Raw genomic sequence first — 15,351 nt, 5'->3', positions numbered from 1 at the left:
CACTACTTCGTGGTCACCGACCCACTCCTGCAGTGGCTCTGCTGGCCCACAGAATCACTCGCTCGTCTCATCGAGCGCCGAGGTTAAACGCCAAGCTGACTGGCTGTTCGGGAACGACCCGGCCCCGTATCCTGCGCCAGTCCGGCATACCGCGCGCTGAAGGGAAACCGCCCCACCGTGTTCCAGCAGACCCCCGTCTACGACCGCCTCGTCGCCGAACGCGGCGACATCCCCGTCCAGGTCCGCGGGGAAGCCGACCGGATACACCGAGACCTGGCCCAGGTACTGCGCCAGGCGTCCACCTCCCAGCCGAGCGTGCCGCGGAGCGTCTTCGACCCGAAGATCCCTCCCACCGCGCTGTAAAGCCTCAGGCCCCGGGGACCCGGCCGTTCCGTGACCCCGGCACGATGAGCGTCGCCATCCGGTGGTGCCGCCCCCTTGTCTCTCGCGTCGTGACGGTTCCCGGCCGAGTGCCGCGTCAGCCCACGACCGAGGCGCACTGGTGGGTCCCAGACACGCCGCGTCACGTACAGCGCCCCGCCGTGCGGCCCCGGCCGCCCGAACGGCGCCGGATCGTGGGGTCGGCCGCAAGAACGGCACCACCACGACCTCACCCCACCCACGCGAACAACCCCAGCGGCGCGGCGAGACCCCCGCGGCCCGCAACAGACCGCAGGCCTGCAGGAAGTCCGCGACACCCTGCCGTTGGCACTGGTCACCCACCACTGCCGCCGCATCAACGCCCACCGGCCCACGCCCAGCACCCGAAGACTCCGCACCTCAAGTCAAGACCCTGCACCTGAGGACCCCGCACGGCGAGCCCATGGGGCAGTGGCAGCGCCTCGTCCTGTACCGGGTGACCGCCGCCCTCGCCCACAACTACCCCCCTGGTCGGCACCCTCACCGCCTACCCGCAGCACCAGAACCTCGCCCCCGACCTGCTGCGCCGCTCCCTGCAATCCCCCGACCCCGACCGTCTCACCCGTGAGGCGGTCCAGCACCTCGACGGCCTCACCGGCGCCATGCCTGAGGAGGCGGCCGAGGGCCGGAGGCCGGCTGCCCGCACCTCAGAGCCGGCGCGTCGGGATCGCAGGAGAGGCGGTGATCAGCGGTGGTTTGCGCAGCCCCGGCGGGTTGTCAGGGCCCTTGCACCCCCCGGGGGTTGGCGAGCGCGTGGGCCCAGGCCAGCAGTTCGGGAGCGTTCAGTGCCGGAAGCCACAGGTCGGCTCGGGTGGCGCCGTCGCCCTGAGGCCGGGGACCGACGCCCAGGACCCGAAGGCCGGCCCGGCGGGCCGCTTCCACACCGGTCAGGGAGTCCTCCACCGCCAGCGCCCGGTGCGGGGGGACACCGCAGAGCCGGGCCGCCACGGCGTACACGTCGGGGTGCGGCTTGGGACGTACGCGGTCCCCGGTGTCGGGGACGACGAGGTGCCGGAAGTGTGCGAGCAGCCCGGCCCGTTCCAGGCTTCCTTCGACCACGACCCTCGGGCAGTTGCTGGCCACCGCGAGCGGTAACCGGCCGGAGAGCAGCCGTACGAGCCGGACGGCACCTGGCATCGTCACCGGTTCGTCGGTGACGAGGGACAGGAAGTGGTCGAGAAGCGCGGCCGTCAGGTCCTCGGTCAGTTCGGGTTTGTGCACGGACTGCGCCATGAGCCGGCCGCAGTCCTCGTAATGCAGGCCCAGGGCCTGCTCCGCGAACCCGGGCGGTGGCTGGAGTCCGTGCTCCCGAAAGGCCCGGCTGCGAGCCTCCTGCCAGTGGCGTTCGCTGTCCATCAGGGTTCCGTCGCAGTCGAAGACGACGGCGTCGGGCGACCAGTCGAGCAGATCGTGGTCCGAGGTGGTCACTGGGGCCTCCCATGCCTTCGCATGTGTGTATGCACGCATGCGGCGTTTCCCGCTGTCCGCAGGAAGCGGAAAGATAGTTTCCGCTACGTTATTTCCGTCCAGGTAAATCGGGCAATAACCCTTTTCGGTGACTCGACGGGCGCCGGAATCAGGCGTATGACCGTGCGGCGGTGACAGCCGTGACACAGCCGCCGGGACTGGCAACACCACCTGCACGCAGGTCAGTTGTGACGCGCGCTTGGCTGCGCGACACCCGAAGCGCGTTGCCTCCGTTACCACTCGGGCGCGTTCACATTCGAAAGAACTGCGTAATTGACGCACGAAAGTGCGCCTTCAGGCTCCGAGCGTACGCTGGCGCACTAAATTCGTGACCGGCGTGAAAACAGAGCGAGGGCGGACGGGACGTTGCAGGAACGGGCGAAGGCAACCCGCAGGTCACTGCTGGAAGCGGCTTCCCAACTGTTCGCTGAACAGGGATACGCGGCCACCAGCGTCAACGACATAAGCGCCAGGTCGGGCCGGACCAGCGGCGCGGTCTACTTCCACTACACCGGCAAGGAGGGCATCGCCGTCGCCGTCGTCGAGGACCGGTTCGCCACCTGGTCCCAGCTCGCCGCACGCTACGGAGACGAGACGGTCCCCCCGCTCGAACGGCTCGTCGCCCTCAGCTACGACATCGCCCATGCCCTGACCAAGGATCCGGTGGCGCGTGCCGGTGCCCGTCTGTGGGCCGAGCGCACCGTCATCAACACCCCCCTTCCCGACCCCTTCGCGCTGTGGACCACCGCCGCCACACGACTGCTCGCGCAGGCCCGGCTGGCAGGGCATGTCGACGAGCACGTCCGCCCCGCCCGCACGGCCCGGACCCTGGTGCGCGCGTTCTTCGGCCTGTGCACCCTCACCGAGGCCCTCGAAGGTACGAACGTCCTCGACGACCGCCTGACCGACTGGTGGCACCTGACTCTGCCCTCCCTCCGGCCGCAACCGCCCCGCGGGAACCTCCCGGCAGGTCGCTGACCGGCAGCACGACCGTCCTGGGCACCCTCCGCGCAAAGCCCCTGGCCACAGTCGGTCGATCACCGGATCTCCACGCCCTGCTACCCCGGGAGCCCCGGACAGCGCGCGGGTTCAGCCCGGTGAACGGGCTATCCAGGACGGCTCCGACGCCGTGATCGCTGCAGCGCCGGCGGAGGAAGCCGGGCGCACAGGACCGGATCGCATCCACCGGATGCCGAACCGGATCGAGTGGGACGCCGACGAGATCATCGACGACGTGCGTCAGTACGTGGTGGAAACCTCGGCGAACAGAGCGCCGTCCTGCCGTTGGCGACAGGGGCTTCCCGAGGTGCACCGCACTCGGTCGGCCCCTACTCGTGACGCAGCCCGTCGGGCCGCGTGACGCGCGGCAGTGTCGGCAGGGTGAGCAGGTTGACCAGGAGGACCGCGGCGAATGGCAGCCGCGGTCACGGCGAGCACGCTTCCCGCGTCGACGGCGGCGGTCCGCCCGATGACGCCGAGCAGCGCGTCGCCGAGGCTCGATCCCACCAGGGCCGCGACGGCCGGCCCGATGCCCACCGGAAGGGCCGTCTGCCGGAGGACCGACAGGGCGAGAGTGGATCTCGGAGTGCCGAAGGCGACACAAGCGTGCGCAGCCGCCGTGACGGCAGGTTGATGTGTCTGGTGCAGGCACCCCCGCACACACCGTTGACGGGCTGGCGTCGACGTGACCGAACTCGCGGTGCCACGCGAGGTGGTCGACGAACGCAGCACCACCGGGTACGACATACCGGTTCCGCCGACGGCACCGCCACCCGCCTGTGTTCGGTGCACCGCAGCAGGTCTGGAAGGATGGCCTTCAGCCAACCGTCGGTACCGGGTGCGGAAGACCCGCCTGCGGCGCGAGGCGGGCGGGTACGGGCAGCGACCCGGCGAGCGAGCGGGGGAGCGGAGCGGTGCGGCACATGCCGGAATACCCGGAGTACCTCGTCGCGCTCGTGTGCGCCGCAGGCGGCGTCCTCCACGCCCTGCTGGCACCACACCGGTTCTCCGCCGCTGCGTTGTTCTGCCTCGCGGTGACCTCTGCCGGACTCGGGGTGGCCGTTCGCACTGCGGATGACCACCCCACCCTGGCCGCCGTCCTCGCCGTCGCCGCCCTGCTCCCGGCGCTCGCACTGGGACTGGTGCTCCTGGCCGACGGCATCCTCCTCATCCGGCGCTACGGGCCGCAGGCAGCCCTGCTGGCGACCGTGGCCGCCGGCTGCGCGATGCTGGCAGTGCTCGGACTCGACGCGGTTCTCCACGTGGTCGGCGGCGAAGCGTTCGGTGCCCTCATGGTCGCGGTGAACGCAGCCGCGGGCTACCTCACGCTGCTCTTCCTCGTCTTCGCCGCCTACGTGTTCGTCCGGGGTCGTAGCACCCCCTTGCCGGGGACCACCCATGTCGTTGTCCTGGGGGCCGGGCTCAACGGCGACCAGCCGGGCCCGCTGCTGACCCGCAGGCTGGACCGCGCCCTCGCGATCGATGCCGACCGCGCACCGGACTCGCCACGTGTGGTGTTCGTCGTCTCGGGCGGCCAGGGCGAGGACGAGGTCCGCTCCGAGGCGGACGCTATGGCCGACTATCTGCGTGGACGCGGAGTACCCGCCGAACGGATCGTGCGGGAAGACCGCTCCGTCAACACCGGGCAGAACCTCCGCTTCAGCGCGGCCCTCGTGGACGACACCACTCCCGGCCATCGCGTCACGGTGGTCACCAGCGGCTTCCACGTCTACCGCACGACCCTGCTGGCCCGCCGCGTCGGCGTGCCCGTGCACGTCGTGGGCGCGCCGACCTCCCGCGCCTACTGGCTGGCCGCGACACTGCGCGAATTCGCCGCCATCCTGTGGCTGGACCGCCTGCCCCTGATCGGACTCAGCCTGCTGCTGGCAGTGCCGGTGGTGACGGCGGTCTAGGCAGCTGTCGGCTGGAGACCACTACCTGGAGGCCTCGGTGAACCGTCTTCAGCCGGGACACGCAGCGGGCCAGGGCGGGGACGGTCCTTGCCACGAGGGGGGTGCTGGAACGGGCCGTGGTGGACAGGCGCGGGCAGGAGCCGGGTGAGCGCCACCGGATGCGGCAAGGCCGGGCCCCCGCCCGGCTCGGGCCGGGGCGGGCGGGATCCGCCACCGCCTCCCGCTCCCGCTCGAGCGGGAGAAGCCTCGAGCACCGCATTGTCGCCGGTCGTCGGGGTTTCGCCCGGACCCCGTTCTGCGCCCTGCGACGCACGGCACCGGAGACCGCTTGTGGTCCGGCCTGATCTCGACGAAAGACCCCGGCCGCGACGCGGCCGGGCTCGGACGGGCGGGCGGGTGCGGTGGCTTCGCGCCCGGCTGCCGTGGCCGGCGCGCCACCGCCACTGGGTGGCGTGCCCGTGCCTGTCGGCGCCGCCGGTGTGAGGCCAGGCACCGAGGTGGTCCAGCTCCACCTTGCACGACCCGGTCGCCTCCGGCTGATCGCCCGCCGGACCGCCGGCCGCCGGGCCGGTCCAGGGCCGTGCTGCTGCCCGGTCAGCGGGTGAGTCCTGATTCCCGGGCCCAGGCCGCTATCTCGCCCCGTTCGCGGGCGCCGGGTGTGCTCTGTCGGTGAGAGGGGTCTTCACCGTGCCCACGCTGATGTGCGGGGAGGCGGCGACGTGCGCGTCGGTGTGCCCGTGGGAGACGAGCGCGGTGACCTCGGCCTCGCGCTTGGCCAGGGACGAGGAACGGACCGGGCCGGCCGTGACGGCGGGGCGGACGAACCGCTCAAGCAGGCGTTGCGGGTCGGCCTGGGCGACGACCTCGGTGTCGTCCTCGGACGACAGGATCACGGCCGTGCCGGTGCGGACGAACGACTGGTCGTCCGCGAGGAGGACGCGGACGGTCATCGGAGGACCTGCCGCACGGAGAGGGGGGAGCTTGAGTGCGACGTGCCGGCCGGCCTCCGGGCCGGAACCCGCGGTCAGTGTGCCTCCGGCGGCGACGGTGGCCTCGCGCAGGCCGTGCAGCCCGTAGCCGGTGCCGTCGGATGGGCGGCGATGTCCGTCCGTGATCCATGGTGCCGGCCGGCTGCCCGCTCGCCCCTGTTCTCCCGGAACGCCACCTCGGCGTCGCGGGCACCCTGATGACGGCGGCGGCCGGCCTGTCCGTCGAGGCCGCCCAGTTGTTGTCGTACATCGTCCTGAACAACGGACGGTCCGTGGACGGCAACGACCTCATCGCCAACCCGCTGGGCGGACCCGCAGGCTACGCCCCGGTGACCCTCGCTCTGTGCGCGCCCGCCCTGCGCGGGCCTCTCCTCGCGGCCGCGCTGCCCCGTCCGCGGCGCCGCGCGCCCACCGCCGACGGCATCCAGCAGTCACCGACCGCCGGTCCCGCCGTCCGTCCCTGACCCCACCGCTCCCGCACCGCCACTGGTTCACGCGAGAACCGGGCAGCGTTCTCGAGCTCGGCCCGGCCGGGTCAGTCGCCCGTTCCCGGCTGCCGCGCGGACGCGGGGAAGAGGCGCCTGCCCGGTTCCCGCCCTTCCATGATCTTGGTCAGGGTGCGCGTCCGGAACAGGACGATCTGCGTGATCACCTGGAGGATGATCCACGACACCGCGTACAGCACACCGTCCAGCGCGGGGATGACATCCACGGGGAGGGTGTACGCCATGATCACCCGCAGGAGCGCGTCGCACAGCAGGCCGATCGCCCACAGCGTGGTCAGGCCGCGCCACACACGGCGGAAGGTGGCGTCCGACTCCCACAGTTGCTCCAGTTTCGCCGACCGTCCCGGCATGAGGGTGCGCAGCGCCTGGTAGGTGAAGGGGCGCGCGGTGAAGAGGGTGATCAGCAGCCAGACGCCGGCCAGGGCGGTGAACAGGCCGTTGCGGGCCAGGGCGATGCGCGGATCCGAGGTCAGCAGTGAGGCCAGCGCGCTGACCACCAGCAGGGCGACGGTGAAGACGCCGACGGCGTCCAGCTTGCGATGGCGCACGGCGGTGTGGAGCGTGTGCAGCGCGGGCGCGGAACCACTGAGCAGCAGGGCGGCCATCTCGTCCACGCCGGCCGCGCGGAGCGCGTAGTAGAGGCCGACGGGCAGCACGATGTCGCAGACGACGATGATCACGAACGCCCAGCGCGAGGAGGGCCGTTCGGAATCGGTGGGGGGAGCCGTCGTGGGCTGTGCCGCGGAGGGCGCCGCGGGCTCGGAAGGGGGTGTGGGGGAGGTCATGCGGTGTGCTCCCGGAGTGAGGGACGGACGGCGTGCCGTCCGGAGCCGGTGCTACGCGGTCTGAGTGCAGCGATCGAACATGTGGGCCAGTTCGCGGGCGCACCGGTCGAGGTCCATCGCCACGTTGCACAGATGGTGGCCCAGGACGCTCTCGATGGCGCCGCGCATAGCCAGAGCCATGGTGAAACAGTCGAAACTCGCGAACTCCCCCGCTCTGTGGCCCTCTTCGAGTAACGCCACGAGCCGGTCCACCGACAGGACACTGCGCTCGATGGTGTCCAGCCCGTCGATCTGCTGGTGCCGGATCATCCTGATGATCTCGATGAGTGCCTGCGTGTGGACCGGATAGCGGGCGACGAAGTCGAAGACCGACGCGATGTACGCATTCAGCTTGCCACGATAGGTGTCCTCGCCACCCATGCGTGCACCCGCTACTTCCTCGGCCTTCTCGACGATGGTGTGGGTGACTTCCGCGAACAGCTCGGGTTTGCCGGAGAAATGGTAGGAGATCATTCCGGTGCTGCTGAGCTGGGCCTGTCGCGAGATCCTCGTGAACGACGTCTTCGCATATCCGGATTCTGCGAGCGTCTCGATAGCCGCCTGAACTATCTGTGCCCGTCGTGCATTCTGCGTGAAGGTCCGGTTGTTCGGATTGGCTGTCCTGGCCATCATGGCCTCAGATTAGCCGGATCATGATCGGGTTTCTCCTAGAGTCCGAGATTCCCTGGCCACGTGGGGGCACATCCCTGGTCACCTTGCGGTTCCCTGTCCGTCAGCGCACCCCGACCCTTCGTGCCGTCGCGCGGACGGCGTCCACCAGCTCCAGCACGGTGACGGACGCGGTATGCGCTCCGGTGTCGTCGCCGCCCCCGTGCACGGCATCGGCGAACTCCTCCAGCAGCAGCCTCAACTGGTCGGCTGCGGGAAGCGTCATCGTCTCCTCGCGGTCCTGCTCCTCCACGATCAGCAGCGGCCGGTGCGAGGGCGGCGGGGTGAACGCGCGCGTCACGGTCAACCGCGCCCGGTCGCCCCACAGCGTGTACGTCGACGCGTAGGCGTGCTCGAAACCGAATTCCAGCTCGGCCAGCACCCCCGACGGCGAGGTGAGCAGCACCTGCCCCGACAGGTCGAGTCCGTCCGACACCCGGGTGCGCAGGGTCGCGCCGGCCACCTCCAGCCCGGGGCCCAGCAGCAGCGCCGCGGCCCGCAGCGGGTAGACGCCCACGTCGAGCAGCGCGCCGCCGCCGAGGCGGACGTCGTAGCGGATGTCGTCGTCCGGCAGCGGTGGGATGCAGAACGCGGCCCGGAAGGACACCGGCCGCCCCAGTCGCCCGCCGTCCACCAGCTCCCGAGCCCTCACATGCTGCGGGTGGTGCGGGAACATGAAGTTCTCGCGCAGCACCAGGCGCCGTTCCGCCGCCAGGGCGCACAGGGAGCGTGCCTCCGCGGCGTCCGTACCGATCGGCTTCTCCACCAGCACGTGCTTGCCCGCGTTCAAGGCCCGCTCGGCCCACGTGTGGTGCAGGGCCGCCGGGGTCGACACGTACACGGCGTCGAGGTCGGGCCGTTCGAGCAGCGCCGCCGGATCGTCCTCCGCGTCGCATTTGAAGTGCTCCGCGTACAGGGCGGCCTTCTTCGCCGTGCGCCCGGCGACGGCCACCAGGTCCCACTGCGGCATCCCCGTCACCGTGGGCAGGACGCGCCGCCGGGCGATCGACGACGTGCCGATCGCTCCCAGTCGCAACGGCCTTGCCGCCGGCGCCGTCACAGCGACCTCAACGCGGCGATCAGGGTGCGAGCCTGCACGTTCAGATGGTGGCTGTAGCGCAGGAGTTCGTCGACCTGACGCAGCGACACCCAGCGGAACTCGTCCGACACCGTGGGCATGTCGTCGTCCACCTCGATGATGACGTAGTGGCTCTGGGCGTTGAGGAACCGGCCGCCCTCCTCCGACAGCAGCACGTCGTACACCGCCGCCTCACGTCTCGCGCGCACCTCGTCCAGGTACGGCGGCCATGCCGCGGGCGGGAGGTCCGCGTAGTTCCCGGCGGTGCACTGCACCGTCGGGCCGAGCTCGACGACGGACAGGAACCCGGGCTCCGCGCGGGCCCGCAGCAGGACGTGCGGCACACCGTTCAGCCGCCGGACGAACAGCGCCGCCAGGCCCGTGCCGTGCGGCTCGACGAGCGGCTGAGACCACGCCGCCACCTCGCGCCGCCCGGAGACGACGTCGACGGCCACGACGCTGAAGTGCCGCCCGCTCACGTGGGACACGGTGTACGGGTCGCGGTGCCAGTCCCTGGTCTCCGCGAGCCCGATCGGCGTCACGCTCACCTCGTGCTCGGCGCGGCGCCGGGTGATCCAGCTGCGGATCTCGGCGTCCGTGTGCAGGGACGCGGCCGGCCCCGTCGCCTCCACCCGCCAGTCCGGCAGACAGGACAGCACGGTACGCGCGTCCATGTTCACGACGTTGTCCTGCTTCAGTAGCAGGTTGACCTGACGCAGCGTCAGCCAGGCGAAGTCCTCGTCGGCCTCCACCTCCGGACCGACCCGCACGATCATGTTCCGGTTCCTCTTGCCCAGGAACCACGATCCCTGCTCCGACTGCAGCACGTCGGCCACCACCGAGCCCGGTGCGGGACGGCGGAAACAGTCCAGGTACCTCACGGCCGAACCGCCGTGCACCCGCAAGTAGTTGCTCTTGGTCGCCTGCACGGTCGGCGACACCTGCATCCCGTTCACGTTGCCCGGCTCCGACTTCGCCTGCATCAGCAGGTGCGGGACCCCGCCGAAGTCCCGCACGGCGATGCCCAGGATCCCGATCTCCGGCTGGTCGATGACGGGCTGCTCCCACGCGGCGACCGGGCCGAAGTCCGAGCGGACCCGCAGTCCGTGCACCGCGAAGAAGCCGCCGCTCGCGTGGCGCAGATCGCCGGTACCCTCCTCGAACCGCCAGCCGTCCAGTGCCGCGAACGGCACCCGCTCCACCCGCTGCGGCTGGGCCCGGCCGCGGTCCGCCAGCCACGCGACGAGTTCCACGTCGCTCAGCACCCCGCCGTCGACGTTGGCCGCCGACCCGGCCAGGGCCGCCCGCGTGCCGGCCACCTCGCCGCGCGACGACGCGAGCGCGGATGTCGGGGTCATGGATCAGCCCTTCCTTCGGTTCGGGAACACGACGTCGCATGCGACGCACCGGAACGGGGCGCCCCAGGACACGCCGCGCGGAACACGCCGCGGGAAGAGGACGCACAGCGGATCGCCGCCCTCCCAGCGTGCCCCTGCGAGTTCCGGCATTCGCCTAGATCCTCGCCCCTTGTGGCGCCCTCCCCCGCTGACTACGATCCGCCCCCGCCCTTCGGCCGGCCCTCGGGAAACGCGCCCGCCCGGCGTCCTCGCCGAAGCCCGCGACGCGCCTAGAGATTCCCCTAGAGCGTCCCGTCCGACCGACGGACGACTCCGACTCGCGTGCGAATGTGTGAACCGCTCCCACCCCTGTCGCCCTCGGTATCTGGAGTGCCATCGATGAACGAGCCGGTGCCCACCGACGTCCGGAACGCCGCTCCGGGCCACGAGCCCGTGGCCGTCGTCGGCCTCGCGTGCCGGCTCCCGGGGGCCGACGACCCGGCCGCGTACTGGGACCTGCTCACCGAGGGTCGCAGCGCCGTCACCGACCTGCCCGCGGAACGGCGCACGGGCGTACCCGCCGACGGCTGGCCCACCCCGCACGGCGGCACCGCACCCCTGCGCGGCGGATACGTCTCCGCCCCCGCCGACTTCGACGCCGCCTTCTTCGGCATCTCGCCCCGCGAGGCCGACGCCATGGACCCCCAGGCACGACTCGCCCTGGAACTCGGCTGGGAGGCCCTGGAGCACGCGGGCATCCCCGTCACCGGCGCCCCGCGCGCCACCGCCGTCTTCCTCGGCGCCGACACCTGCGACTACGCCGACGTCGTCCGCGCCGCGGGACGGGGACCGGGACACCACACCCTGACCGGTCTCAACCGGGCACTCATCGCCAACCGGCTGTCCTACGCCCTCGGCGTCAGCGGACCCAGCATGACCGTCGACAGCGCCCAGTCCTCCTCCCTGACCGCCGTGCAGCTGGCCTGCGAGAGCCTGCGCAACGGCGACTGCGAACTCGCCCTCGCAGGCGGTGTCCACCTCAACCTCAGCCCCGAAAGCTCCCTCGCCGCAGCCCAGTTCGGTGCGCTCTCCCCGGACGGCGCCTGCCACACCTTCGACGCGCGCGCCAACGGCTACGTGCGCGGCGAGGGCGGCGGACTCGTCGTGCTCAAGCCGCTCTCCCGCGCCCTCGCCGACGGCGACCGCGTCCACGCCGTGATCCGCGGCGGCGCCCTCAACAACGACGGCACGGGAAGCAGCATCACCACCCCGGACGCCGACGCCCAGACAGCCGTCCTGCGCACCGCCGTCCGGCGCGCCGGGATCGACCCGGCCGACATCGGCTACGTCGAACTGCACGGTACCGGCACCCGCGTCGGCGACCCCGTGGAGGCCGCCGCGCTCGGTGCCGTCCTCGGCACCGCCGAGGGCCGGCGCGCCCCACTCGCCGTCGGCTCCGTGAAGACCAACATCGGCCACCTCGAAGGCGCAGCCGGCATCGCAGGACTCCTCAAGACGGTCCTGTGCCTGTCGCACCGCCGACTCGTACCCAGCCTCAACCACAGCGAGCCCCACCCCGCCATCGACCTCGGACGCCTCGGACTGCGTGTCCAGCGCGAGACCACGCCGTGGACACCGGACACCCCCGGCACCCCGCTGCGCGCCGGTGTGTCCTCCTTCGGCATGGGCGGAACCAACGCCCACCTCGTCCTGGAGGAGCCCCCCGCCACCGGCCCGACCCCGCCGCGCGACAACCGGACCACACCCGCCACCGTGCCCTGGCTGCTGTCCGCCGGCGACCCCGAAGCACTCCGCGCACAGGCCGACCGCCTGGCCGCGCACGTCCGCGCCACCGGGGACGACCCCGTCGACACCGCGTGGTCCCTGCTCACCACCCGTACCCCCCTCGCGCACCGGGCCCTGGCGGTGGGAGCCGACACCGCCGCCCTGCTCGACGGCATCACGACCGCCGTTCCGGGCGGTCCGGTCGCCGGGGACATCCACCGGCCCGTGTTCGTCTTCCCCGGCCAGGGCAGCCAGTGGGCGGGCATGGCCGCCGAACTCCTCGCCACCTCATCCGTCTTCGCCGCCCGCCTCACCGAGTGCGGCGACGCCCTCGCCCCGCACGTCGACTGGGACCTCGCCGCCGTCCTGCGCGGCGACCGGGACGCCCCGCCCCTGGACCGCTCCGACGTCGTCCAGCCCGTCCTGTGGGCCGTCATGGTCTCCCTCGCCGCCCTCTGGCAGTCGCACGGCATCCGGCCCGCCGCCGTCGTCGGACACTCCCAGGGGGAGATCGCCGCCGCCTGCGTCGCGGGCGCCCTCAGCCTGGAGGACGCCGCCCTCGTCGTCGCCCTGCGCAGCAAGATCCTCGTCCCCCTGGAAGGCCGCAGCGGCATGGTCTCCCTCGCCCTCGCCGAGGACGACGCGCGCGGCTTCGTCGCACGATGGGGCGACCACGTGACCGTCGCCGCACTCAACGGTCCCACCTCCACCGTGGTCTCCGCCGACACCGGAACCGTCACCGACATCCTCGCCACCGCCGAGCGCGAGGACGTCCGCGCCCGCCGCGTCGGCATCGACTATGCCTCCCACTCTTCGCACGTCGAACCCGTCCGCGAGGAGATGCTCCGCCTCCTCGCCCCCATCGTCCCGCGCCGGCCCGAAGTGCCCTTCCTCTCCACCGTCACCGGCGACTGGCTCGACACCCCCGCCACCGACGCCTCCTACTGGTACGACAACCTCCGCAACCCCGTCCTCCTCGCACCGGCCGTCCGCGCCCTCACCCACGCCGGCCACGGCGCCTTCGTCGAGGTCAGCCCGCACCCGGTCCTCACCGGCCCGGTACAGGAGACCGTCGAGTCCGCCGCGGGCACACGGCAGGCCGTCGTCACCGGCACCCTGCGCCGCGACCAGGGCGGCCCCGCCCGGTTCCAGACTTCCCTGGGCGCCCTGTGGGCCAGGGGCGCCGACGTGGACTGGACCCCCGTCTTCACGGATCTCACCCCTCGCAGGGTCCTCCTGCCCACTTACGCCTTCCAGCGCCGCCGCCACTGGATCACCCCGGCCCCCGGCCCGGCCGCGGCCGGCACTGTCGCGTCTCCGGTGGCACCGCCCACCGCGACCGCCCCCGCCACGACCGAAACGCCCGCCACGACCGGCGCCGTGCTCGACCACGACGACGCGCTGCGCCTGGTCCGCGAGTCCACCGCGGTCGTCCTCGGCTACGCCGACCCGAACCGGGTCGACCCACGGCGCACCTTCAGGGAACTCGGCGTCGACTCCGTCACCGCCGTCGAACTGCGCGACCGGATCACCGCCCTCGCCCCGGTCCCGCTCCCCGCGACCGCCGTCTACGAGTACCCCACCCCCGAACGCCTCGCCGCCCACCTCACCGCCCCGTCGGCCACCGACGCGACGGCCCCCGCGGCCCGCCACGACTCCGCCGACGAGCCGATCGCCATCGTGTCGATGGGCTGCCGCCTCCCCGGCGGGGTACGCACCCCGGAAGACCTGTGGCGCCTGGTCCGCGAGGAGACCGACGCGGTCTCCCCGTTCCCCACCGACCGCGGCTGGGACCTCGACGCCCTCTACGACCCCGACCACGACCGAAGCGGCACCACCTACGTCCGCGAGGGCGGGTTCCTGCACGACGCGGCCGAGTTCGACGCCGGGTTCTTCGGCATCTCGCCGCGTGAGGCGACGGCGATGGACCCGCAGCAGCGACTGCTCCTGGAGACCACCTGGGAGACCGTCGAACGCGCGGGCATCGACCCGCGCGGCCTGAGCGCCAGCGCCACCGGCGTCTTCGTCGGCGCCACCGCACCCGAGTACGGACCACGCCTGCACGAAGCCGGAGAAGCGGTCGAGGGCCACGTCCTCACCGGCACCACGGCGAGCGTGGCATCGGGACGCATCGCCTACGCATTGGGGCTGGAGGGCCCGGCGGTGACGGTCGACACGGCCTGTTCCTCGTCCCTGGTCGCCCTGCACCTCGCCGTCCGTGCTCTGCGCACCGGCGAATGTTCGCTGGCCATCGCCGCGGGCGCCACCGTGATGTCCGGCCCGGGCATGTTCGTCGAGTTCAGCCGTCAGCGTGGACTGGCCGCCGACGGCCGCTGCAAGCCCTTCGCCGCCGACGCGGACGGCACCAACTGGGCCGAGGGCGTGGGGGTGCTGCTGCTGGAGCGTCTGTCGGACGCCGAGGCGAACGGGCATCAGGTGCTTGCCGTGGTGCGGGGTTCGGCGATCAATCAGGACGGTGCGTCGAACGGGTTGACGGCTCCGAACGGTCTGTCGCAGCAGCGGGTCATTCGTGCGGCGTTGGCGGACGCGGGGTTGTCCGCGGGTGATGTGGACGTGGTGGAGGCGCACGGGACGGGGACGAGGCTCGGGGATCCGATCGAGGCGCAGGCGTTGCTGGCCACGTACGGTCGGGAGCGGGGCGGGGAGCGGCCGTTGTGGCTGGGGTCGGTGAAGTCCAACATCGGCCACACGCAGGCGGCAGCCGGCGTCGCGGGCGTCATCAAGATGGTGCAGGCGATGCGCAACGGCACCCTGCCCAAGTCGCTGAGGGCGGACGAGCCGTCGCCGCTCGTGGACTGGTCGTCGGGCGCCGTGGAGCTGCTGGCGGATGCCCGGAGGTGGGAGGAGCACGGCGGTCGCCCGCGTCGGGCCGGGGTGTCGTCCTTCGGTATCAGTGGGACGAACGCCCACGTCATCCTGGAAGCCGCGGCAGCGGCCGAGCTCCCGGCCGCCGACGGGCCCGCCTCTGACGTCACCCTGCCCTGGCTCGTGTCGGCCCGTACCCCGGCCGCGCTCGCCGAACAGGAGGCGAGACTGCAGGAGTTCACCGCCGGTGCCGACTCCCTCGACCCGGTGGATGTGGCGTGGTCGCTGTGGCGGACGCGGTCGGCGTTCGAATGCCGGTCGGTGATGGTGGCCGGGGAGCCGGTGGTGTCCGGCTCGGTGCTGTCTGCGGCTTCTTCTCCGGTGTTCGTGTTTCCGGGGCAGGGTGCGCAGTGGGTGGGGATGGCGGTGGAGCTCCTGGATGCGTCGCCGGTGTTCGCGTCTCGGTTCGGTGAGTGTGCTGAGGCGTTGGGTGAGTTCGTGGACTGGTCGTTGGTGGATGTGGTCCGTGGGGTGGGGG

Annotated in this window: 11 protein-coding genes and 1 pseudogene; 6 read left to right on the top strand and 6 right to left on the bottom strand. The window is 72.1% G+C overall.

Translation table 11 applies throughout. The features are described from left to right. The first annotated feature begins 177 nt into the window (after nt 1–177). Complete coding sequence (locus ACFW6P_RS31480) at nt 178–363, top strand: hypothetical protein (protein WP_386359727.1); 186 nt, start codon at nt 178–180, stop codon at nt 361–363. A gap of 774 nt (nt 364–1,137) precedes the next feature. Here ACFW6P_RS31480 and ACFW6P_RS31475 read toward each other — a convergent pair. After that, nucleotides 1,138–1,848, bottom strand: coding sequence for an HAD family hydrolase (locus tag ACFW6P_RS31475; RefSeq protein WP_386425679.1), 711 nt, complete (start codon nt 1,846–1,848; stop codon nt 1,138–1,140). Nucleotides 1,849–2,253: 405 nt separating this feature from the next. Between ACFW6P_RS31475 and ACFW6P_RS31470 the strand changes: the two genes are divergently transcribed. The 3 genes and pseudogenes from ACFW6P_RS31470 (at nt 2,254) to ACFW6P_RS31460 (ending at nt 4,799) form a co-directional block, all read left to right on the top strand. Next, nucleotides 2,254–2,865, top strand: coding sequence for a ScbR family autoregulator-binding transcription factor (locus ACFW6P_RS31470; RefSeq protein ID WP_386359723.1), 612 nt, complete (start codon nt 2,254–2,256; stop codon nt 2,863–2,865). A 169-nt stretch (nt 2,866–3,034) separates the two neighbouring features. Continuing rightward, nucleotides 3,035–3,157 (top strand): annotated as a pseudogene (locus ACFW6P_RS31465) (IS701 family transposase); the annotation flags it as partial. A gap of 652 nt (nt 3,158–3,809) precedes the next feature. Continuing rightward, entirely contained in the window at nt 3,810–4,799 is a 990-nt protein-coding gene (locus tag ACFW6P_RS31460; protein ID WP_386359721.1) for a YdcF family protein, read from the top strand. A gap of 629 nt (nt 4,800–5,428) precedes the next feature. Here ACFW6P_RS31460 and ACFW6P_RS31455 read toward each other — a convergent pair. Further along, on the bottom strand, nt 5,429–5,749 hold the full coding sequence (locus ACFW6P_RS31455; protein WP_386359719.1) for a response regulator transcription factor: 321 nt from the start codon (nt 5,747–5,749) through the stop codon (nt 5,429–5,431). A 167-nt stretch (nt 5,750–5,916) separates the two neighbouring features. On the opposite strand from ACFW6P_RS31455, the gene ACFW6P_RS31450 reads away from it, so the two are divergent. Then, nucleotides 5,917–6,252, top strand: a complete 336-nt coding sequence (locus tag ACFW6P_RS31450; RefSeq protein WP_386359717.1) for a VanZ family protein — start codon at nt 5,917–5,919, stop codon at nt 6,250–6,252. 71 nt (nt 6,253–6,323) lie between these two features. On the opposite strand, the gene ACFW6P_RS31445 is transcribed toward ACFW6P_RS31450, so the two are convergent. The 4 genes from ACFW6P_RS31445 to ACFW6P_RS31430 form a co-directional block, all read right to left on the bottom strand. After that, nucleotides 6,324–7,079: a VC0807 family protein gene (locus ACFW6P_RS31445; protein ID WP_386359715.1), complete on the bottom strand. Its 756-nt coding sequence runs from the start codon at nt 7,077–7,079 to the stop codon at nt 6,324–6,326. Nucleotides 7,080–7,130: 51 nt separating this feature from the next. After that, nucleotides 7,131–7,751: a TetR/AcrR family transcriptional regulator gene (locus ACFW6P_RS31440; RefSeq protein WP_386359713.1), complete on the bottom strand. Its 621-nt coding sequence runs from the start codon at nt 7,749–7,751 to the stop codon at nt 7,131–7,133. Nucleotides 7,752–7,851: 100 nt separating this feature from the next. Then, nucleotides 7,852–8,847 carry a Gfo/Idh/MocA family protein gene (locus tag ACFW6P_RS31435; RefSeq protein ID WP_386359711.1) on the bottom strand — a complete coding sequence of 332 codons (996 nt, stop codon included), beginning with the start codon at nt 8,845–8,847 and terminating at the stop codon, nt 7,852–7,854. Continuing rightward, nucleotides 8,844–10,223 carry an NDP-hexose 2,3-dehydratase family protein gene (locus ACFW6P_RS31430; protein WP_386359709.1) on the bottom strand — a complete coding sequence of 460 codons (1,380 nt, stop codon included), beginning with the start codon at nt 10,221–10,223 and terminating at the stop codon, nt 8,844–8,846. Before ACFW6P_RS31430 ends, ACFW6P_RS31435 begins: the two co-directional genes overlap by 4 nt. 378 nt (nt 10,224–10,601) lie before the next feature. Here ACFW6P_RS31430 and ACFW6P_RS31425 point away from each other — a divergent pair. Beyond that, on the top strand, nt 10,602–15,351 hold a 4,750-nt coding region (locus ACFW6P_RS31425; RefSeq protein ID WP_386425676.1), incomplete at its 3' end, for a beta-ketoacyl synthase N-terminal-like domain-containing protein.

The sequence above is a fragment of the Streptomyces sp. NPDC058741 genome (assembly GCF_042746715.1).
Taxonomy (GTDB): domain Bacteria; phylum Actinomycetota; class Actinomycetes; order Streptomycetales; family Streptomycetaceae; genus Streptomyces.
Note: the sequence above shows the minus strand (reverse complement) of the source record. Positions and strands in the feature narration are given on the sequence as shown.

Excerpts from the sequence above, each read along its gene's own strand:
- ACFW6P_RS31460 (WP_386359721.1), top strand. The coding sequence starts at position 3,810 with ATGCCGGAATACCCGGAGTACCTCGTCGCGCTCGTGTGCGCCGCAGGC.
- ACFW6P_RS31455 (WP_386359719.1), bottom strand. The coding sequence starts at position 5,749 with ATGACCGTCCGCGTCCTCCTCGCGGACGACCAGTCGTTCGTCCGCACC.
- ACFW6P_RS31450 (WP_386359717.1), top strand. The coding sequence starts at position 5,917 with ATGGTGCCGGCCGGCTGCCCGCTCGCCCCTGTTCTCCCGGAACGCCAC.
- ACFW6P_RS31445 (WP_386359715.1), bottom strand. The coding sequence starts at position 7,079 with ATGACCTCCCCCACACCCCCTTCCGAGCCCGCGGCGCCCTCCGCGGCA.
- ACFW6P_RS31440 (WP_386359713.1), bottom strand. The coding sequence starts at position 7,751 with ATGATGGCCAGGACAGCCAATCCGAACAACCGGACCTTCACGCAGAAT.
- ACFW6P_RS31430 (WP_386359709.1), bottom strand. The coding sequence starts at position 10,223 with ATGACCCCGACATCCGCGCTCGCGTCGTCGCGCGGCGAGGTGGCCGGC.